The organism is Streptomyces sp. NBC_01012 (genome assembly GCF_045162755.1).
Taxonomy (GTDB): domain Bacteria; phylum Actinomycetota; class Actinomycetes; order Streptomycetales; family Streptomycetaceae; genus Streptomyces.
The window spans coordinates 1,736,437-1,756,593 of sequence record NZ_CP108688.1; the positions used below are offsets into that span (position 1 = coordinate 1,736,437).

Genomic DNA, 20,157 nt, shown 5'->3' on the forward strand with positions numbered 1-20,157 from the left:
GCGGGCCTGCCTTTCCGGAGTGGGTGTGGGGGGCGGCTGTGCGCCTCGGGGATCTCATGGGGTGACCTCCGCGGGCGGCACGGGGCCGGCCCGCACCTGTCCCGGGGCCGCGGTGAGCCGGAGGACCATGGTGAGGCCGCCGCCGGGGGTGTCCTCGGCGTCCAGCGTGCCGCCCATGGCCTCCACGAAACCGCGGGCGACGGCGAGTCCGAGCCCGACCCCGGCGCCCCGCGGCGCGTCACCGTACCGCTGGAACGGCTCGAATATCGTCTCCTTGCCCTCGTCGGGCACTCCCCTGCCCCGGTCGGCCACCCGTAGCTCGACGCGTTCGCCCAGGGCGCTGGCTGCGACGGTGACGCGTTCCCGGCCTGGGCTGTACTTGACGGCGTTCTCGACGATGTTGGCGACGGCACGCTCCAGCAGCCCGGGGTCGACGGCGACCATGGGCAGCGTCTCGGGTATGTCCAGGTCGACGCTGCCCTCCGGTACGCCGCCGAGTGCCATCGGCACGACCTCGTCGAGGTCGAGCTCGCGGATCAGCGGGGTCACGGTGCCGGTGTGCAGGCGTGACATGTCGAGCAGATTGCCGACCAGGTGGTCCAGACGGTCGGCGCCGTCCTCGATGGCCGCGAGGAGCTCCGCCTCGTCGGCCTCGGACCAGGACACGTCGTCGGACCGCAGGGAGCTCACCGCGGCCTTGATGGCGGCCAGCGGGGTGCGCAGGTCGTGGCTGACGGCGGCGAGCAGCGCGGTCCTGATCCGGTTGCCCTCGGCCAGCCGACGGGCCGCCTCCGCCTCCCCCACCAGACGCTGCCGGTCGAGCACCACGGCGGCCTGCGCGGCGAAGGCGCCGAGGACCCGGCGGTCCTCCGCGGGGAGCACACGGCCGGAGAGTGCCAGCGCCATGTGGTCGCCGACGGGCATGTCCACGTCCGCGTCGTCGGGCCGGGCCACCGGGGCGGGGCCGACGGATCCTGCGCAGGTCCAGGGCTCGACATCGCTCTGGCGCTCCAGGAGGGCGACCGACTCCATGCCGAAGGTCTCGCGCACCCTGCCCAGCAGGGCGTCCAGAGCCGTCTCGCCCCGCAGGACGCTGCCGGCGAGGGTGGAGAGGATCTCCGACTCGGCGCGCAGCCGCGCCGCCTGATGGGTGCGGCGGGCGGCCAGGTCGACCACGGACGCGACCGCCACCGCGACCGCGAAGAAGATCACGATGGCGACGAAGTTCTCGGGGTCCTGGACGGTCAGGGTGTGGGTGGGCGGCGTGAACCAGTAGTTCAGGAAGAAGGAGCCCGCAGCCGCGGACGCCAGCGCCGGGGCCAGCCCTCCCAGGAGGGCGGCGGAGACGGTCAGGAAGAGGAAGAGCAGGACGTCGTTGGCGAGCCCCGGCCCGTTCTCCAGGCCGTGCAGGAGCAGGGTCAGCAGGGCCGGTCCGCCCACCCCTGCCAGCCACCCCGAGATGATCCGGGTGGTGCTGAGTCTGGCCCCACGCGCGATGGGCAGCCCGCGCCCCTTGGCGATCTCCTCGTGCGTGACGATGTGCACGTCCAGGTCAGGGCCGGACTCCCGGGCGACGGTGGCGCCCACCCCGGGGCCGTAGACGTACTGCCAGGTCTTCCGGCGGCTTGAGCCGAGGACGATCTGGGTGGCGTTGACGCCCCGCGCGAACGCCAGGAGCGCGAAGGGTATGTCGTCGCCGATGACGTGGTGGAACGTGCCTCCGAGGTCCTCCACGAGGGTGCGCTGGACGGCGAGCTCCTTGGGCGAGGCGGAGGTCAGCCCGTCGCTGCGGGCGATGTACACCGCGAGGATCTCGCTGCCGGACCCCTTGGCGGCCATCCGGGACGCCCGGCGGATGAGCGTACGGCCCTCGGGGCCGCCGGTCAGTCCGACGACGATGCGCTCGCGGGCCTGCCAGGGGGCGCTGATGTCGTGTTCGCCCCGGTACTGCTGGAGGTACTCGTCGACGCGGTCGGCGACCCAGAGGAGTGCCAGCTCGCGCAGGGCGGTGAGGTTGCCGGGGCGGAAGTAGTTGGACAGGGCCGCGTCGACCTTGTCGGACTGGTAGATGTTGCCGTGGGCCATGCGGCGGCGCAGAGCCTGGGGCGACATGTCGACAAGCTCGATCTGGTCGGCCCGCCGGGCGACCTCGTCGGGGAGTGTCTCCTGCTGCCGCACCCCGGTGATCGACTCCACGACGTCGCCGAGGGACTCCAGGTGCTGGATGTTGACGGTGGAGACCACGTCTATGCCGGCCTTGAGGAGCTCCTCGACGTCCTGCCAGCGCTTGGCGTTGCGGGAGCCGGGCACATTGGTGTGGGCGAGCTCGTCGACGAGTGCGACGGCCGGCGCCCTCTCCAGGACCGCGTCGACGTCCATCTCGGCGAAGACCCGCGAGCGGTACTCGATGTCGCGCCGGCGTATCTGCTCCAGGCCGTGCAGGAACGCCTCGGTGCGCGGCCGGCCGTGGTGCTCGACGAACGCGACGACGCAGTCCGTGCCCCGCTCCACCCGGCGGTGGGCCTCGGACAGCATCGCGTAGGTCTTGCCGACGCCGGGTGCCGCACCCAGGTAGATCCGTAGCTTGCCGCGTGCCATGGGCCCCATTGTCTTCTTCCGGGCGGCCGTCGCCGATGCGACGGTCCTGGTCGAAGCTACCCCGGCGGGGTGCGGGGCACCGCCCCGGGCGGTGTCCGCAGGGTCCGTATTGACGGAATTCTGACGCGGGCGGGCACGGACGATGGGGTGGCCGGGCACGGACTGCGGGGCAGGACCGCCGGGGACGGACCTCCCGCCCGGTCAGCCGCTCCCGCTCACCCGTGTTCGACGATGTGCCCGTCGCTGAGTTCCAGCACCCGGTCGGCGAAGCCGAGCAGCTGCGGGTCGTGGGTGGCGACGAGCACGGTGACGCCCTCGCTGCGTACGACGGCGCGCAGCAGCTGCATGACCGCGAGCCCCGTCTCCGCGTCGAGCTGCCCGGTGGGCTCGTCGGCGATCAGGAGGGCCGGCCGGTTGGCCAGGGCGCGGGCGATGGCGACGCGCTGCTGCTGGCCGCCGGAGAGCTCCCCGGGCCGCTGCTGGGCGTGGTCACCGAGGCCCACCAGGGAGAGCAGCAGCGCCACCCGCTCCTCGCGCTCGTGCGGGTCGGTCCTGGACAGCCGCATGGGTACGCCGATGTTCTCCGCCGCGGTCAGGATCGGGATCAGGCCGAAGGACTGGAAGATGAAGCCGATCCGGTCCCTGCGCAGCTCCAGCAGCCCGTCCTCAGCGAGCCCCGAGAGGTCGGTGCCACCGACGGTGATCCGGCCGCTGTCCGGTGCGTCGAGCCCGCCGACGAGGTTGAGCAGGGTGGTCTTGCCGGAGCCGGAGCGGCCCTTCAGCGCGATGAGCTCGCCGCGCGGGACCTCGAAGGACACCCCGCGCAGGGCGTGCACGGCCGCCGCCCCGGTGCCGTACGAGCGGTGCAGGTCGTCGACCCGGATCATGGGCCCGTCGAGGGGGCCGTCGGCCACGGCCGTGCCGCTCTGCCCACCGGTGTGCTGTGTCATCGCTCTCCCCCGTGCGTACGCGTCGCGCGTACCGCTCCGTGCGTGCGCCGGCGCACGCACCGCTCCTCGGCCGCGGCCAGTATGTGCATGCCGGGGCCGGTGGGGCAATGCCCCCAGGGGCGGAGGATCCGGGCGGGGCCGTCTGTTCCTGCGGGCCCCGCCCGGGAGGGATCAGGGTGCCGTGTCCTCCTCCAGCAGCTCGCTCAGCGCGGTGTTGAGGGCGAGGACGTTGACCCGGGGCTCCCCCACGAAGCCGAGGATCCGGCCTTCGGTGTGGTCCCTGACCAGCTCCGCGACCCGCTGGACCGGCAGTCCGTCGTGCTCGGCGACGCGGCGGACCTGGAGTGCGGCGTACGCCGGTGAGATGTGGGGGTCGAGGCCGGAGCCGGATGAGGTGACGGCGTCGGGCGGCACGTCGGCGGGGTCCACCGGGTGGCCGGGTACGGAGTTGTCGGCGACGACGGCCGCCTTGGCGTCGGTGACCTGGCGGATCAGCTCCTCGTTGTCCCCGGACAGGTTGGTCGCTCCGGAGAGGATCAAGGCGTACCGGGTGTTGACGCTGTTGGTGCCGAGGCCGTTCGAGGGGCGGGGCTGGAACCAGGTGAGGTCCGGCTCCGGGGTCTCCTGGCCCTCCTTCGCCGGCAGGTCGTAGCGCTGGCCGATGAGCCGTGAGCCGACGACCCGGCCGTCGACGGTGACCTCGGAGCCGTTGGCCTTGCCGGGGAGGACCGCCTGGGCGACGCCGGTGACGGCGAGCGGGTAGAGCACCCCGCACAGGGCGGTGAGGACGAGCAGGGCGCGGAGCCCCGCTCCGAGGAGTCGGGCGGTGGTGCCCGCGGAAGTGTTCATGGCTGTGTGCACGCTCCGGTTTCAGCGCAGTCCGGGGACGAGGGAGAGGGCGAGGTCGATGAGCTTGATCCCGACGAACGGGGCGACGAGTCCGCCGAGCCCGTAGACGGTGAGGTTGCGCCGGAGCATCAGGTCGGCGCCGGCCGGCCGGTAGCGCACCCCGCGCAGCGCGAGCGGGACCAGCGCGACGATGATCAGCGCGTTGAAGATCACCGCCGAGAGGATCGCGGTCCGGGGCGAGGACAGGTCCATGATGTTGAGCTTGTCCAGGCCCGGATACACGGCGGCGAACATCGCGGGGATGATCGCGAAGTACTTCGCGACGTCGTTGGCGACCGAGAACGTGGTGAGGGCACCCCGGGTGATCAGCAGCTGCTTGCCGATGGCGACGATCTCGATGAGCTTGGTGGGGTCGGAGTCCAGGTCCACCATGTTCCCGGCCTCCTTGGCGGCCGAGGTGCCGGTGTTCATGGCGACCCCGACGTCCGCCTGGGCGAGGGCGGGGGCGTCGTTGGTGCCGTCCCCTGTCATGGCGACGAGCCTGCCGCCGGCCTGCTCCCGCCTGATGAGGGCCATCTTGTCCTCGGGCGTCGCCTCGGCGAGGAAGTCGTCGACCCCGGCCTCGTCGGCGATGGCTTTCGCCGTCAGCGGGTTGTCCCCGGTGATCATGACCGTACGGATGCCCATGCGCCGCAGCTCCGCGAACCGTTCGCGCATCCCGGGCTTGACGACGTCCTTGAGGTGGATCGCCCCGAGTACCCGGGCGCCCGCGCCCTCCTGGACGGCGACCAGCAGGGGTGTGCCGCCCGCCTCGGCGATCAGGCCGGTCAGCGCCCCGGCGTCGGCAGGCACGGTGCCGCCCTGCCCGGTGACCCAGGCGATGACGGAACCGGCCGCTCCCTTACGCACCCGGCGGCCGGCGAGGTCCACGCCGGACATCCGGGTCTGCGCGGTGAACTCCACCCATGTCGCGCCGGACAGCTCCGCTTCGTCCTCCTCGCGTATGCGCGGACCGTGGAGCTCCTCCGCCAGTGCCACGACCGAGCGGCCCTCGGGCGTCTCGTCGACCAGCGACGAGAGCCTGGCGGCTGCGGCGAGATCCCCCTCGGTGACGCCGTCGACGGGCAGGAACTCGGCGGCCTGCCGGCTGCCCACGGTGATCGTGCCCGTCTTGTCGAGCAGCAGCGTGGAGACGTCGCCCGCGGCCTCGACGGCCCGGCCCGACATGGCGAGCACGTTGCGCTGCACCAGCCGGTCCATGCCGGCGATGCCGATCGCGGACAGCAGGGCGCCGATCGTCGTCGGGATGAGACAGACCAGCAAGGCGGTCAGCACGGTCATCGACTGCCGGCTGCCCGCGTGGACCGAGAACGGCTGGAGGGTCACGACCGCGAGCAGGAAGACGACGGTGAGGGACGCCAGCAGGATGTTGAGCGCGATCTCGTTGGGCGTCTTCTGCCGGGCCGCCCCCTCCACCAGGCCGATCATCCGGTCGATGAACGTCTCGCCGGGCCTCGCGGTGATCTTGACGACGATCCGGTCCGAGAGCACCTTCGTGCCGCCGGTGACGGCGCTGCGGTCGCCGCCCGACTCCCGGATCACCGGGGCGGACTCCCCGGTGATCGCCGATTCGTCGACGCTCGCCACCCCGTCGACGACGTCGCCGTCGCCGGGGACGAGGTCACCGGCCTCACAGACCACCAGGTCACCGACGCGCAGCTCGGTGCCGGGCACGCGTTCCTCGTTCGGGCCGACGACGCGCCGGGCGACGGTGCCGGTCCGCGCCTTGCGCAGGGTGTCCGCCTGGGCCTTGCCCCGGCCCTCGGCCACGGCCTCGGCGAGATTGGCGAAGAGCGTGGTCAGCCACAGCCAGGCGGTGATCGCCCAGCCGAATCCGTCCGTCGGGTCCAGGACCGCCAGAACGGTGGTGAGCACGGACCCGACGAGCACCACGAACATCACCGGGGACCTGGCCATGCTCCGGGGGTCGAGCTTGCGTAGCGCGTCGGGCAGGGACCTGACCAGCTGGGCGGGGTCGAAGAGGCCGCCGGCGGGCCGCCCGGTGGGTGCGTCCTGGGTGCGGCGGGGTGCGTGGGTGACGGCGGACATCGGGTCCTCTCGCTTCGAAGACTTCGCGGATCTCGGCAGGGCGTTCATGACGCCAGCCCTTCCGCCAGCGGCCCGAGGGCGAGGGCCGGGAAGTAGGTCAGACCGGTGACGATCATGACGGTGGCGAGCAGCAGCCCGCTGAAGAGCGGTTTCTGCGTGCCGAGGGTCCCCGCGGTCGCGGGTACGGGGCTCTGCCGGGCCAGCGATCCCGCCAGCGCGAGGACGAACACCATGGGCAGGAACCGGCCCAGCAGCATCACGACCCCGAGGGTGGTGTTGAACCACTGGGTGTCCGCGTTCAGGCCGGCGAAGGCGGAGCCGTTGTTGTTGGCGCCCGAGGTGTAGGCGTAGAGGATCTCGGAGAAGCCGTGCGCCCCGGTGTTGGTCATGGAGTCGCCCGGGGTGGGCAGGGCCAGCGCCGCGGCGGTGAAGCCGAGCACCAGGGCCGGGGTGATCAGGATGTAGCAGGCCGCGAGCTTGATCTCCCGGGTGCCGATCCTCTTGCCCAGGTACTCGGGGGTACGGCCCACCATCAGCCCTGCGAGGAACACGGCGACGACCGCCATGATCAGCATGCCGTAGAGGCCTGAGCCGACCCCTCCGGGGGCGATCTCGCCGAGTTGCATGCCGAGCATGGCGATGCCCCCGCCGAGGCCCGTGTACGAGGAGTGGAAGGAGTTCACCGCGCCCGTCGACGTCAGGGTGGTGGCCACCGCGAAGATCGACGACCCGGCGATGCCGAAGCGGGTCTCCTTGCCCTCCGTGGCCCCGCCCGCGAGGTCGAAGGCCGGCCCGTGGTGACCGAACTCGGTCCACATCATCAGGGCGGTGAAGCCCAGCCAGATCGCGGCCATGGTCGCGAGGATCGCGTACCCCTGCTTCAGGGAGCCCACCATGCGACCGAACGTCCGGGTCATCGCGGAGGGGATGAGCAGGATCAGGAAGACCTCGAAGAGGTTGGACAGCCCGTCGGGATTCTCGAAGGGGTGGGCGGAATTGGCGTTGAAGTAGCCGCCGCCGTTGGTGCCGAGCTCCTTGATGGCCTCCTGGGAGGCGACCGCGCCGCCGTTCCACTGCTGGGTGCCACCGCCGAACTGCCCGACCTCGTGGATGCCGGAGAAGTTCTGGATGACACCCGTGGCGACCAGGACGAGTGCGCCCACGACGGAGACCGGCAGCAGGATGCGCACGGTGCCGCGCACCAGGTCGGACCAGAAGTTGCCGAGTGCGCCCGTACGGGACCGGGCGAAGCCCCGTACGAGCGCCACGGCGACGGCCATGCCGACCGCGGCCGAGACGAAGTTCTGCACCGCGAGGCCGCCGGTCTGCACGACGTGGCCCATGGCCTGCTCGCCGTAGTACGACTGCCAGTTGGTGTTGGCGACGAACGAGGCCGCCGTGTTGAACGCCTGGTCGGGATCGATCGAGGCGAAGCCGAGCGAGCCGGGCAGCGAGCCCTGGAGCCGCTGGAGGAGGTAGAGGAACAGGACGCCGACCGCGGAGAAGGCGAGGACGCCGCGCAGATAGGCGGGCCACCGCATCTCGGTGGCGGGGTCGGCGCCGATGGCCCGGTAGATCCACTTCTCGATCCGCAGGTGTCGCGTCGAGGAGTAGACCCGGGCCATGTGGTCGCCGAGCGGACGGTGGGCCAGTGCCAGTGCCGCGACGAGCGCGAGCATCTGGAGGGCACCGGCGAGGACGGGGCTCATGTCGGCGCTCAGAACCTCTCCGGGCGGAGGAGGGCGAGGACGAGGTAGCCCAGCAGGGCGACGGCCACGACGAGGCCGACGATGTTCTCGGCGGTCACAGCTTGGTCACCCCCCGGGCGACGAGTGCCACCAGCGCGAACACCGCGATCGTGGTGACGACGAAGGCCAGGTCGGCCATCGTGTGCTCCTGGGTGAGGTCGGTTTCGGGGACCTCCTGAGCAAACCCCCGCACACGGCACACGCCGCCCGCGTTGACGGCTTCCCTACGCCCCCGGACCACCCCTTGACGTCGCCCGTACGCCCCCGATACGCGCCCCTGACGGACCCGTGCAAAGGCCGGTGGGCCGCACCCCGTGCAGGGTGCGGCCCACCGGCCTCGTGCGAGCCGTCGTGCGCCTCAGCGCACCTCGGTGATCTCGGGCCCACGCTGGAGCTGGCCCATGCCGCCGGAGAACTTCGAGCTCTCCTGGTCCTCCTGCTGCACGCCCTCGGGCACCATCTGCGCGTCGTTGGGGAGCTTGAGGACGACCGGGTCACGCGGGGCCATCGGGCCGTCACCGCGCACGACGACGGTGTCCCGGAAGATCGTCTCCAGCAGGCCCGCGGTCTCCGGCTGCACCGCGCCCTGACCGGAGATCACTCCGCGCAGGAACCAGCGCGGTCCGTCGACACCGACGAAGCGCACCAGCTGTACGCCGTTCTTCCCGTCCGGAAGCTGTACGGGGACCTGGGCGCGCAGCTCCCAGCCGAGCGGGCCCTCGACCTCGTCGATGATCCCGCCCTGCTGGGTGATGCCCGAGGCGATCTCCTCGCGCACCTCACCCCAGATGCCCTCCTTCTTGGGAGCGGCGAAGGCCTGGAGCTGGACCGCGCTGTCGCGCAGCACGACGGTGGCGGCGACGATCGCGTCACCGGCGACCTCCACGCGAAGCTCCATGCCCTCGACCCCGGGCACGAAGATGCCGCCCAGGTCGACGCGGCCCTCGGCGGGCTGGGAGACCTCGGAGATGTCCCACGGCCCGTCGGGGCGGGGGGCCGGCGGAAGGTTCGTGCGGCGCGGGCCGTCCTCGGCCGCGGTGTCGTCGAGCTCGTCGGCGACCTGCTCGGCCTCGCGCGCTTCGTCCGCCGTGTCCTCGGCGGAACCACTGTTCTTGCGACGTCCGAACACGTCAATGTCCTTCCCGGTCGGATACGACCGAAGCGTAGCTGTTCCCACCCTGGGTGTTACCGCCCGTGACGCCGTCCACTGCGGCGTGACCGCCGGTGGATCCGAAGCCCCCTTCGGCCCGCGCCGAGCCGGGGAGTTCCGTCACCTCGTGGAAGCGCACCTTCTCGACCTGCTGGACGACCAGTTGGGCAATCCGGTCGAACCGTTCGAATCTCACGGTCTCGCGTGGGTCGAGATTGACCACGATGACCTTGATCTCTCCACGGTACCCGGCATCGACCGTCCCCGGTGCGTTCACCAGGGCCACTCCACAGCGGGCCGCGAGGCCCGAACGGGGGTGCACGAAGGCCGCGTAGCCGTCGGGCAGCGCGATCGACACCCCGGTGGGCAGCGTCACCCGCTCGCCGGGGGCGAGATCGGCGGCCTCGGTGGTGACCAGATCGGCCCCGGCGTCGCCCGGGTGCCCGTAACCGGGAATCGGCACGTCCGGGTCGACCCGGCGGATGAGTACGTCGACGGGGTGGCGCATCAGGGGTTCACCTCGAAGGCGCGGGCGCGCCTGACCTGGTCGGAGTCGGACATCGCGGCCCGGATCTCCTCCGGCCGCCCGTTGTCGATGAAGTGGTCCACCTTGACCTCGATGAAGAGGGCCTCGGCACGGACCGCGACGGGCCCTTCCGGGCTGCCTATGCGTGCCGTCGCACGGCTGTAGATCTTTCTGCCCTTCACGGCGGTGACCTCGGCGGCCAGGAAGAGCACCGTGTCCACCGGCACCGGCAGGACGTAGTCGGTCTCCAGCCGGCCGGTCACCGCGATCACCCGCAGCAGCCAGCTCAGCGCGCCGAGCGTCTCGTCCATCGCCGTGGCCAGCACACCGCCGTGCGCGAGTCCGGGAGCGCCCTGGTGGGCGGGTTTCACGGTGAATTCGGCGGTGACTCTCACGCCTTCGCCGGCCGTCGTCCGCAGATGCAGTCCGTGCGGCTGTCCGCCACCGCAGCCGAAACAGTGTTCGTAGTGCGACCCGAGGAGCTCACCCGGTGCGGGAGCGTCGGGATGGCGGACGGGCTTCGCCGCTCCGGGCGGGGGCGTCAGGCGTGCAGATGTTCCACTCACAGCCGCAGACCTTACCCGCGCGGCCGATCCCGGGGCACGCCGTGCCAAGCTTGCCTTCATGCAGCCTTCCGCACCCCCCTTCGACGAACGTCTCACCGCGCCCCGTTCGTGGTGGCTCATCGCATTCGGGCTCGGCGTCGCGTGCGCGCTGATGTTCCTGCCGCTGGGCGCCGTTCCGATGCTCGGCGGCCTGGTCGCGGGCACGGCCGCGGCGTGCGTGGGCGTGAGCTCGTACGGCTCCGCGCGCATCCGGGTCGTGGCGGGCTCCCTCGTCGCGGGCGATGCCCGGATCCCCCTGGAGGCGCTCGGTGACGCCGAGGTGCTGGACGGGGACGAGGCACGCGCCTGGCGTTCGTACAAGGCGGATCCCCGGGCGTTCATGCTGCTGCGCAGCTACATCCCGACGGCGGTGCGGGTGAAGGTCACGGATCCGGCGGACCCGACGCCGTACGTCTATCTGTCGACCAGGGAGCCGCAGGCTCTGGTGGCGGCTCTCGCGCCCGTACCTGCCTGATCCGGCGCCTGCCCGATCCGGGGAGAAAAGCACCCCGGGGGTCAGCGGCCCGGGTCGTCCAGGCCCTCGGGGAGCTCCTCGGCGGGCCGCGCGGGCTGTTCGAGCGGGGGAAGCTCGGGGAGGCGGTCCCAGGGGATCTGCCGCTGTCGCAGGTCCTTCCTGACCCGGTCGGCGAGCCTTCCGGTGTCCCGTCGGTTCATCAGTGCGCCGACGGCGGCACCGATCATGAACGGGATGAGATTCGGCAGGTCGCGCGCGGTGCGCTTCATGATCTGCTGGCGCAGTTCGCGCTTCATCTGCCCGCCGAGCGCCGCGTTGAGCGTGGTGGGGCGTGAGACGTCGATGCCGCGCTCTTCCGTCCATGCCGTCAGATACGCGCCGCTGCGCTGGCCGATATTGCCCGGCGGTCTGCGGCCGTAGACCTCGTGGAGCTCGGCGACGAGCTTCATCTCGACGGCGGCCACTCCGGTGATCTCGGTCGCCAGCTCGGCGAGCATGGCGGGCGGTACGGGCATCATCGCCGCCGCCCCGATGCCCGCGCCGACGGTGGCGGTGGCCTTGCGGGCGCCCGCGACGAGCTTGTCGGCAAGCTCTTCGGGGCCCAGCTCCGGGAATTGCGCGCGCAGGGTGGCGAGGTCCCGCACGGGGACACGGGGCGCCATGTCGATGATGCGGTCGGCCACCATGCCGACCACGGCTAAGGCGCCGTCCTTGCTCCTGCTCACGCCTCGTTTCAGTGTGTGCAGGCGACCGGAGTCCTTCGGGGACCCTGCCGGTCCGTCCTGCGTGGGCGCGGGTGAGGAATCCGCCGCCCTCACGGCTTCGAGCGAGGCCGGACGGCCTCGCTCGTCGTCAGGTGTGCCGGGAGAGGCAGGCAGGGCGGCCTGGTGCGCGGCAGTGGGGCTCTCGCCCTCCGCCGGGCCTGTGCCGCCCTGATGTGCCTCCGACGACTTCGTGCGCCGCAAGCGCCGCTTCCGGAACGGTGTGTCGCCTGCCACGGCCGGAGGCCCTCAGTCGCAGTCGCGGCAGATGGGCTGGCCGTTCTTCTCGCGTGCCAGCTGGCTCCTGTGGTGCACGAGGAAGCAGCTCATGCACGTGAACTCGTCGGCCTGCTTGGGCAGGACCCGCACGGCGAGCTCTTCGTTGGACAGGTCGGCTCCGGGGAGCTCCAGTCCTTCTGCCGCGTCGAACTCGTCCACGTCGACGGCGGATGCCGTCTTGTCGCTCCGACGAGCCTTGAGCTCTTCGAGGCTGTCCTGATCGACGTCGTCGTCGGTCTTTCGTGGGGTGTCGTAATCCGTTGCCATGTCGCTCTCCCCCTCATGGGTGTCTGCGGTGTCTCAGCGCACGTAACGCGTGAGAGGCCGGACTTGTGCCCGACCCGAGGCGGAGATTTTGCCTCACATCAAGGTCTGTTACTCAATCGACACCCAACCGGATCCCTCATGAGCGATCAGCTTGGGTGGCGATGGGGACCGTACACGGTCCGATTGCTGCAGTTCACGGGCGCCACCCCGTGTACTTCCCGTGATATCGCACCCCGGAAACCCGGACGTTTCCAGGCTTTCGTGCAGAATTGTGATCACGGAGAGTGGAGAGCCCCGAAATCGCTCCTGTGATCGATCACACAGGGACAGAACGGGAGCGAGGCTCGAAAATTCCGCCCAAAGCGAACAGAGCGATCCAATGCGGCTTCACACCGTGAAGCGTCTCAGACCGGAAGGGTGACGCGCATCACGAGACCACCACCCTCGCGGGGCTCCGCGATGATACGGCCTCCGTGGGCCCGCGCGACGGATCGCGCGATCGACAGGCCGAGCCCCACGCCCTTGTCGCTGCCCGTGCGCTCCGTACGCAGCCGTCTGAACGGCTCGAAGAGGTTGTCGATCTCGTAGGCGGGCACCACGGGACCGGTGTTGGAGACGGTCAGGAGCGCCTGACCGTGCTGGAGCTCGGTGGTGGCCTCGACCCAGCCGCCCTCCGCCACGTTGTAGCGCACGGCGTTCTGCACGAGGTTCAGCGCGATCCGCTCCAGGAGCACCCCGTTGCCCTGGACGACCGCCTGGCTCCGCTCGCCACGCACCTCGACCCCGTTCGCCGCCGCCTCGGCCCTGGTCTGGTCGATGGCGCGATCGGCGACCTCGGCCAGATCCACCGGCTTGCGCTCGACGATCTGGTTGTCGCTGCGGGCCAGCAACAACAACCCTTCGACCAGTTGTTCGCTTCGCTCGTTCGTGGCCAGGAGCGTCTTGCCGAGCTGATGGAGCTCGGGTGAGGCCTCCGGATCGGAGAGATGGACCTCCAGGAGCGTGCGGTTGATCGCGAGGGGCGTGCGCAGCTCGTGCGAGGCGTTCCCCACGAAGCGCTGCTGGGCGGTGAAGGCGCGCTCCAGGCGGTCCAGCATCTCGTCGAAGGTGTCGGCGAGCTCCTTCAGCTCGTCGTCGGGGCCGTCCAGCTCGATCCGGCGGGACAGGTCCGTCCCGGCCACCCTGCGGGCGGTGCGGGTGATCCGGCCCAGCGGGGACAGGACGCGGCCCGCCATGGCGTAGCCGAAGGCGAAGGCGATGACACTGAGGCCGACGAGGGCCAGCAGCGCCCTGTTCAGGAGGGAGTCGAGCGCGTGCTGGCGCTGGGCGGCGGTGCAGTTCTTGATCGCCTCGTTCAGCTGGCCGTTGTTCTGGGCCGAGCCGAGCTGCGGACAGGTGTCGCTGGAGATCTGGACGTTCGTGCCGGAGACCTGGAAGGCCGGGCCGCCCGCGTCGTGCAGGGCCTGGGCCGCCAGCATGTAGATGATCGACAGCAGCAGGATGCCCGCGATCAGGAACATGCCGCCGTACAGCAGGGTGAGCCGTATGCGGATGGTCGGCCGCAGCCAGGGGTACGGGGACTCCTGGGCCTTGGGTTCCCAGGTCGGCTTCGGGGGTGTCCTCGTGGGGGACGGGGAAGCTGCCATCATGCCCTCAGATCCGGTATCCGGAGCCGGGGACGGTGACGATGACGGGCGGCTCACCGAGCTTGCGGCGCAGGGTCATGACCGTCACCCGCACCACGTTGGTGAAGGGGTCGGTGTTCTCGTCCCATGCCTTCTCCAGCAGCTGCTCGGCCGAGACGACCGCGCCCTCGCTGCGCATCAGGACCTCGAGGACGGCGAACTCCTTCGGAGCCAGCTGGATCTCCTGGTCGTCCCGGAAGACCTCGCGGCGGTTCGGGTCGAGCTTGATGCCGGCCCGCTCCAGGACGGGGGGCAGCGCCACGGTCGTACGCCGCCCCAGGGCGCGCACCCGCGCCGTCAGCTCGCTGAAGGCGAAGGGCTTGGGCAGGTAGTCGTCCGCACCGAGCTCGAGGCCCTCGACCCGGTCGCTGACATCGCCGGACGCGGTCAGCATGAGCACCCGGGTGGGCATGCCGAGCTCGACGATCCTGCGGCAGACGTCGTCGCCGTGCACCACCGGGAGGTCCCGGTCCAGCACGACGACGTCGTAGTCGTTCACCCCGACCCGCTCCAGGGCCGCCGCCCCGTCGTACACGACGTCGACGGCCATGGCCTCCCGGCGGAGCCCGGTCGCCACCGCATCGGCGAGCAGCTGCTCGTCCTCGACGACGAGTACGCGCACGGCGTAGTCCTTCCGTAGATCTTCGAGAAAAAATCGGCGAGCGGCCCTCGTTCCGGCCGCTCGTCGCACGTCAGCGCACCGACTGTGCGCGTCCATCCTGCCCGTAACGCGCATAAACCGGCGGTAAGACGGCGCGTCACGGTCCGCCGCTCCAGGGAATTGAACGGATTCCTGGGCCAGTTGAGGTTTCTCGCGGGCCGACGCCGGGGAGGACGCTCTCACACCCCGCGATCACGCCCTGCATGTGGCGTACCACAGCCCGTCCTGCATCCAGAGGGACTGCGTGATCGGAGGGCTGCGTGACCAACCGCGCTCCGGCCCCCCGGCCGGAGAACCACCGGGCACACCCCCGTGCCACCGACCCACGACGAGGGGGCGCTTCATGGACGCTTTCACCGCAGGTCTGCTGCAACGAATCAAGACCACCGAGTCCGACCTCACGAGGGCTCGCGAGACGGGTGACGACTTCCTCGCGGATGTCGAGCAGGGAGAGCTGGACGACCTGCACCGCCTCGCCGCCGAGCACGGAGTGGAAATCAGCGCCACGAGCGTCTGAGCCGCCATGGGAGGGCCCCGGAAGCCGTCAAGGCTCTCCGGGGCCCTCTTCTCGTGCCGACGGGCCTCCTGGGACCACGGCGGCCCCGGGAGGACTGACGTCAGTCGTGCCAGGCGCCCAGCTCGTCGAGGATCGCCTGCAACGGCTCGAAGACTCCGGGGGTCGCCGCGACCGTCAGGTCTCCGTCCGCGGGCCTTCCGGGCCGTCCTCCGGTGAGGGCGCCCGCCTCCCTGGCGATGAGATCGCCGGCCGCGACGTCCCAGGGGTGCAGTCCCCGCTCGTAGTACCCGTCGAGGCGGCCCGCCGCCAGGTCGCAGAGGTCGACGGCGGCCGAACCCCCGCGCCTGATGTCACGCAGCCGCGGAATCAGCTGCTGGGCCACGGCGGCCTGGTGGGTGCGGACCTCGGTGACGTAGTTGAACCCGGTCGACACCAGCGCCTGGTCGAGAGGGGCGGTGGGGCGGCAGCGCAGCGCGTCGCCGTTCCCGTACGCGCCGCCGCCGAGCACCGCGTGGAACGTCTCGCGCCGCATCGGGGCCTCGACCACACCGACGACCCGCTCGCCGTCGCGCTCGGCGGCGATGGAGACGGACCAGGTCGGCAGACCGTAGAGATAGTTCACCGTGCCGTCGAGCGGGTCGATGACCCACCGGATGCCGCTGGTGCCCTCGACGCTGGCGCCCTCCTCGCCGAGGAAGCCGTCGGCGGGGCGCTGCTCCGAGAGATAGCCGGTGATGAGCTTCTCCGCCCGGATGTCCATCTCGGTGACGACATCGATCGGGCTGGACTTGGTCGCGGCCACCCCGAGGTCGGCGGGACGGCCGTCACGCAGCAGCGCGCCCGCCCGGCGGGCCGCCTCCAGGGCGAGGTCGAGGAGTTCGGACAGGAGGGGGTCGGTCACAACGCTCCAGAGGTGGTTCACGGGGCCGGAAACCGCTGGTCGACGGCCGGAACGGATTGCGTGCCGCGGCACTAGTACGGGCTGTCCGCTCCCGCGGCGGCGGGCTTGGCGACCCTGGCCGGACAGCAGCCCACCGGACAGAGGTCGTGGGAGGCACCGAGCGCGCCCAGGGCGCACGGGGCGACCGGGCGGTCCTGCTCGGCGGCGGCCCGCTCCAGCAGGAGCTCGCGCACCGCGGCGGCGAACCGCGGGTCGGCACCCACCGTCGCCGATCGGCGCACCGGCAGTCCGAGCTCGGCGGCCTTGGCCGTGGCCTCGGTGTCGAGGTCGTACAGCACCTCCATGTGGTCCGAGACGAAGCCGATGGGGGCCATGACGACCGCGGGGACACCGTCGCCGTGGAGCGTCTCCAGGTGGTCGCAGATGTCGGGCTCCAGCCACGGGATGTGCGGGGCGCCGCTGCGCGACTGGTAGACGAGCTGCCACGGGTGGTCGACGCCCGTCTCCTCGCGCACGGCCTCGGTGATCAGCCGGGCTACGTCCAGGTGCTCGGCCACGTAGGAGCCGCCTTCGCCGTGCGTCTCCACCGGCCCAGAGGTGTCGGCGGCCGAGGTCGGGATGGAGTGCGTGCTGAACGCGAGGTGCGCACCCGCCCTGACGTCCTCGGGCAGCTCGGCCAGCGACGCCAGCACGCCGTCGACCATGGGCCGTACGAAGCCGGGGTGGTTGAAGTAGTGCCGCAGCTTGTCCACCCGGGGCACCGGGAGCCCCTCCGCCTCCAGGGCGGACAGCGAATCGGCGAGATTCTCCCGGTACTGACGGCAGCCGGAGTACGAGGCGTAGGCGCTGGTGGCGAGCACGGCGATCCGGCGGTGGCCGTCCGTGATCATCCGGCGGAGGGTGTCGGTGAGGTACGGGGCCCAGTTGCGGTTGCCCCAATACACCGGGATGTCGAGGCCGTGCTCGGCGAAGTCCTTGCGCAGCGCGTCCAGCAGCGCCCTGTTCTGCGCGTTGATCGGGCTCACGCCGCCGAAGAGGAAGTAGTGCTTGCCGACCTCCTTGAGCCGTTCTTCGGGGATGCCCCGGCCGCGCGTCACGTTCGCCAGGAACGGGACCACGTCGTCGGGGCCTTCGGGACCGCCGAAGGAGAGCAGCAGCAGGGCGTCGTAGGGAGCGGGATCACGCAGATCGGACATGCCCCCGATCCTGCCACCTCGTGCTCGCGGACCACTCCCTGGGTTACTGCCCAGGAGGCCGTGAGTAAGATCCCCCTCCAACTGGCCGGGATCCTGCCTTCCCGGCCGTGGCGGGAGGCGCGCGGAAGATGACCGACACCTACGCACGGACGGCGCACACCTGGCGCAACTGGGCGGGCAACGTCACCGCCCGGCCGACACGTGTGGAGTCACCCGCCTCGGTCGACGAGCTCGCCGAGGTGGTCCGCAGAGCGTCGGAGGACGGCCTCAGGGTCAAGCCGGCCGGTACCGGCCACTCGTTCACCGCGACAGCGGCGACCGACGGGGTCCTCATACGCCCGGATCTGCTCACCGGCATCCGTGACATCGACCGCCGGGCGATGACCGTCACGGTCGAGGCCGGCACCCCGCTGAAGCGGCTCAACGCCGTGCTCGCACGGGAGGGGCTCTCCCTCACCAACATGGGCGACATCATGGAGCAGACGGTCGCGGGGGCCACCTCGACGGGCACCCACGGCACCGGCCGCGACTCTGCGTCGGTCTCCGCGCAGATCCGCGCGCTCGAGCTGGTCACGGCCGACGGGACGGTGCTGCGCTGCTCGGCCGACGAGCACCCGGACGTCTTCGCGGCGGCCCGGATCGGCCTGGGGGCGCTCGGTGTGGTCACGGCGGTCACGTTCGCGGTGGAGCCGGTCTTCCTGCTGACGGCCCGCGAGGAGCCGATGCCCTTCGACCGGGTCACGGCCGACTTCGATCAGCTGGTCACGGAGAACGAGCACTTCGAGTTCTACTGGTTCCCGCACACCGGTAACTGCAACACCAAGCGCAACAACCGCAGCGCGGGCCCCGCCGCTCCGCCCGGGCGGGTCAGCGGCTGGATCGAGGACGAGCTCCTGTCCAACGGCGTCTTCCAGGCCGCCTGTCTGCTCGGCCGTACGGTCCCCGGGGCCATCCCGTCCCTCGCCAGGATCTCCAGCCGCGCCCTGTCGGCCCGTACGTACACCGACATCCCGTACAAGGTCTTCACCAGCCCGAGGCGGGTGCGCTTCGTCGAGATGGAGTACGCCCTGCCGCGCGAGACCGTGGTCGAGGCCCTGCGCGAGGTCAAGGCCATGGTGCAGCGCTCGCCGCTGCGCATCAGCTTCCCGGTGGAGGTCCGTACGGCGCCCGCGGACGACATCGCGCTCTCCACGGCCTCGGGCCGGGAGAGCGCGTACATCGCGGTGCACATGTACCGGGGCACACCGCACCAGGCGTACTTCACGGCCGTCGAGCGGATCATGACGGGCTACGCCGGCCGCCCGCACTGGGGCAAGATCCACACCCGGGACTCCGGCTATCTGGCCGGGGTGTATCCCCGCTTCGGAGAGTTCACCGCCGTACGCGACCGCCTCGACCCCGACCGGCTCTTCGCCAACGACTACCTGCGCCGCGTGCTCGGGGACTGAGCCCCCGGGCCTTCGCGTACGCCGTCGGGGAGGCTCACCCGTCGGTTCCGGACTCGGCCGCCCCGCCCTGGCGTTCCTGGGCGTCGCCCGCACCGGTCGGGTCCGGTGCGGCCGGTGTGGTGGCCGCGTCGCCCGGAGTGGTCGGGGCGGTGGTGTCCGGCGTCGTGCCACCGCCGGATGCCGAGGGCGTGGGGGTGGGGCCGGTGACCGCGCCGTCGGTGGCCGTGGGGTCGGGTCCGGTGCTGTGTCCCGTGCCCTCGTCGGTACCGGGCGAGGTCGTGGCCCCGCCGCCGGGCACGCCCCCGTCGTCCTTCTGGTCCCCGTCGCTGCCGTCGTCCTTCCGGTCCGTGCTGTCCGAGGGTGAGGGTGTGGTCGTGCCCCCGTGGCGCTCGCCGCTCACGACGGAGCCGATGGTCGTGCCTCCGTTGCCCCCGAGGTCGTGCCCGGAGACCATTTCGTACACGGTGATGCCGGCCATCGACAGGACGAAGACCCCGGTGGCCGCGAGGGCCGACCGCTTCCAGCCGCGGACGCGGGTGCCGTGCGTACGGGCGTCGGAGTAGGAGTCGTCCATGAGCACGTCGCCCGGACGCGGGTCCGGCGGGGCTCCCGGATCCTTGCCGCCCGGACGCGCTTCGCCCGGCCGGACCTGTCCGAGCAGCGTGGTGCGGTCGGTGCCGGACCCCGCCGTGCGCAGGATCCGCGTGGCGTCGTCCTCGACGCCGACCTCGCGCAGGACCCGCGTCGCGTCGTCCTGCGGCTGGTGCGGCTGGTGCGGCTGGTGCGGCTGGTGCGGCTGGTGCGATCCGAGAGGCGTCTCCCTCGTCCGGACGCTCACCTGGCGGCCGGCCGGGCTCTTCACCTGGACGGTGACCTCGCGGATCTGTTCCCCGGTACGACGGAAGAAGTGCTGGAAGACCGAGCCGCCGCAGGTGGCGACCACGCTCATCACGCCGGCGCCGGCGATGGTTCCGTACACACCGAGCTGCGAGGCCATGACCGCCGCCGCGACTGCCGCGACCGCACTGCCCGCGACCTGCGGGAGGCTCAGATCTATGCGCCTTTCTTTGCGTTCCGCATCATTCTGCGGCTTCTGAACCATGATCAGCCCCTGCTAGACAACTACCCCACCTTGCACCAGGAAAGGACATTTGAGCGAACTAGATGGTTCCGATTCTGGAGATTGTGTGAAGCAGCTAACGCGTCGCGGGCATCGGGACGACCCAACTCCCGTACCCGGTGAGAACTTCGGCGGCGCGCCGGTCCACCCCGGTGGCCCGAATGGAGTACTGTGGCGAGCCCTGGGGCCGGACTCCCACATGGGTATCCGGGACTGACGGGAGGGGGCCGAAGGACGGCACTCGAACCGGCGGCGCCGCGGCATCGCACGGACGCCCGCTGCATGGAGTGACCCCCCGGTCGCTGCACGTCG

Annotated in this window: 20 protein-coding genes; 3 read left to right on the top strand and 17 right to left on the bottom strand. The window is 71.3% G+C overall.

The annotated features are described in order from the left end of the window. Positions 1-54 precede the first annotated feature (54 nt). The 10 genes from OG623_RS07520 to OG623_RS07565 all read right to left on the bottom strand — a co-directional run bounded on the left by OG623_RS07520 (position 55) and on the right by OG623_RS07565 (position 10,496). Complete coding sequence (locus tag OG623_RS07520) at positions 55-2,598, bottom strand: ATP-binding protein (protein ID WP_406145418.1); 2,544 nt, start codon at positions 2,596-2,598, stop codon at positions 55-57. A 215-nt stretch (positions 2,599-2,813) separates the two neighbouring features. Next, positions 2,814-3,548, bottom strand: a complete 735-nt coding sequence (locus OG623_RS07525; RefSeq protein WP_406145419.1) for an ABC transporter ATP-binding protein — start codon at positions 3,546-3,548, stop codon at positions 2,814-2,816. 171 nt (positions 3,549-3,719) lie between these two features. After that, entirely contained in the window at positions 3,720-4,397 is a 678-nt protein-coding gene (locus OG623_RS07530) for a potassium-transporting ATPase subunit C (protein WP_406145421.1), read from the bottom strand. A gap of 21 nt (positions 4,398-4,418) precedes the next feature. Next, a complete protein-coding gene (gene kdpB, locus OG623_RS07535; RefSeq protein ID WP_406145422.1) occupies positions 4,419-6,506 on the bottom strand; it encodes a potassium-transporting ATPase subunit KdpB in 2,088 nt (695 codons plus the stop codon). A gap of 44 nt (positions 6,507-6,550) precedes the next feature. Further along, positions 6,551-8,215, bottom strand: a complete 1,665-nt coding sequence (kdpA, locus tag OG623_RS07540; RefSeq protein WP_406145424.1) for a potassium-transporting ATPase subunit KdpA — start codon at positions 8,213-8,215, stop codon at positions 6,551-6,553. An 8-nt stretch (positions 8,216-8,223) separates the two neighbouring features. After that, a complete protein-coding gene (gene kdpF, locus OG623_RS07545) occupies positions 8,224-8,313 on the bottom strand; it encodes a K(+)-transporting ATPase subunit F (protein WP_382983685.1) in 90 nt (29 codons plus the stop codon). Beyond that, entirely contained in the window at positions 8,310-8,447 is a 138-nt protein-coding gene (locus tag OG623_RS07550; protein WP_406145426.1) for a hypothetical protein, read from the bottom strand. The genes kdpF and OG623_RS07550 overlap by 4 nt, the downstream gene beginning before the upstream one ends. A gap of 165 nt (positions 8,448-8,612) precedes the next feature. Then, positions 8,613-9,383: a DUF3710 domain-containing protein gene (locus OG623_RS07555; protein ID WP_406145427.1), complete on the bottom strand. Its 771-nt coding sequence runs from the start codon at positions 9,381-9,383 to the stop codon at positions 8,613-8,615. Between the two features lies 1 nt (position 9,384). Beyond that, entirely contained in the window at positions 9,385-9,912 is a 528-nt protein-coding gene (dut, locus tag OG623_RS07560; RefSeq protein WP_406145428.1) for a dUTP diphosphatase, read from the bottom strand. After that, the gene (locus OG623_RS07565; RefSeq protein WP_406145430.1) at positions 9,912-10,496 is read right to left on the bottom strand and encodes a PaaI family thioesterase; all 585 of its coding nucleotides are present in this window, start codon (positions 10,494-10,496) and stop codon (positions 9,912-9,914) included. Before OG623_RS07565 ends, dut begins: the two co-directional genes overlap by 1 nt. Positions 10,497-10,554: 58 nt before the next feature. Here OG623_RS07565 and OG623_RS07570 point away from each other — a divergent pair, with 58 nt between their 5' ends. After that, entirely contained in the window at positions 10,555-11,010 is a 456-nt protein-coding gene (locus tag OG623_RS07570; RefSeq protein WP_406145431.1) for a DUF3093 domain-containing protein, read from the top strand. Between the two features lie 41 nt (positions 11,011-11,051). Here OG623_RS07570 and OG623_RS07575 read toward each other — a convergent pair whose 3' ends face one another. From OG623_RS07575 to OG623_RS07590, 4 genes are all read right to left on the bottom strand, one after another. Next, positions 11,052-12,008, bottom strand: coding sequence for a hypothetical protein (locus tag OG623_RS07575; RefSeq protein ID WP_406145432.1), 957 nt, complete (start codon positions 12,006-12,008; stop codon positions 11,052-11,054). 12 nt (positions 12,009-12,020) lie between these two features. Next, entirely contained in the window at positions 12,021-12,317 is a 297-nt protein-coding gene (locus tag OG623_RS07580; RefSeq protein WP_003965732.1) for a DUF4193 domain-containing protein, read from the bottom strand. 404 nt (positions 12,318-12,721) lie between these two features. After that, on the bottom strand, positions 12,722-13,963 hold the full coding sequence (locus OG623_RS07585; RefSeq protein ID WP_406151721.1) for a sensor histidine kinase: 1,242 nt from the start codon (positions 13,961-13,963) through the stop codon (positions 12,722-12,724). Positions 13,964-13,970: 7 nt separating this feature from the next. Beyond that, positions 13,971-14,624, bottom strand: coding sequence for a response regulator transcription factor (locus OG623_RS07590; RefSeq protein WP_385033062.1), 654 nt, complete (start codon positions 14,622-14,624; stop codon positions 13,971-13,973). Between the two features lie 382 nt (positions 14,625-15,006). Between OG623_RS07590 and OG623_RS07595 the strand changes: the two genes are divergently transcribed. After that, positions 15,007-15,180, top strand: coding sequence for a hypothetical protein (locus tag OG623_RS07595; protein WP_167359495.1), 174 nt, complete (start codon positions 15,007-15,009; stop codon positions 15,178-15,180). A 100-nt stretch (positions 15,181-15,280) separates the two neighbouring features. Here the strand turns inward: OG623_RS07595 and OG623_RS07600 are convergent, their stop codons facing one another. Together OG623_RS07600 and OG623_RS07605 are read right to left on the bottom strand one after the other, a co-directional pair. Next, complete coding sequence (locus OG623_RS07600; protein WP_406145433.1) at positions 15,281-16,081, bottom strand: inositol monophosphatase family protein; 801 nt, start codon at positions 16,079-16,081, stop codon at positions 15,281-15,283. Positions 16,082-16,152: 71 nt separating this feature from the next. After that, entirely contained in the window at positions 16,153-17,277 is a 1,125-nt protein-coding gene (locus OG623_RS07605; protein ID WP_406145434.1) for a ferrochelatase, read from the bottom strand. A gap of 128 nt (positions 17,278-17,405) precedes the next feature. On the opposite strand from OG623_RS07605, the gene OG623_RS07610 reads away from it, so the two are divergent. After that, positions 17,406-18,725 (top strand): D-arabinono-1,4-lactone oxidase, encoded by a 1,320-nt coding sequence (locus tag OG623_RS07610; RefSeq protein ID WP_406145436.1) that lies wholly within the window; start codon positions 17,406-17,408, stop codon positions 18,723-18,725. Positions 18,726-18,759: 34 nt separating this feature from the next. Here the strand turns inward: OG623_RS07610 and OG623_RS07615 are convergent, their stop codons facing one another. Further along, positions 18,760-19,827: a hypothetical protein gene (locus OG623_RS07615; protein WP_406145438.1), complete on the bottom strand. Its 1,068-nt coding sequence runs from the start codon at positions 19,825-19,827 to the stop codon at positions 18,760-18,762. Between the last annotated feature and the right edge of the window lie 330 nt (positions 19,828-20,157).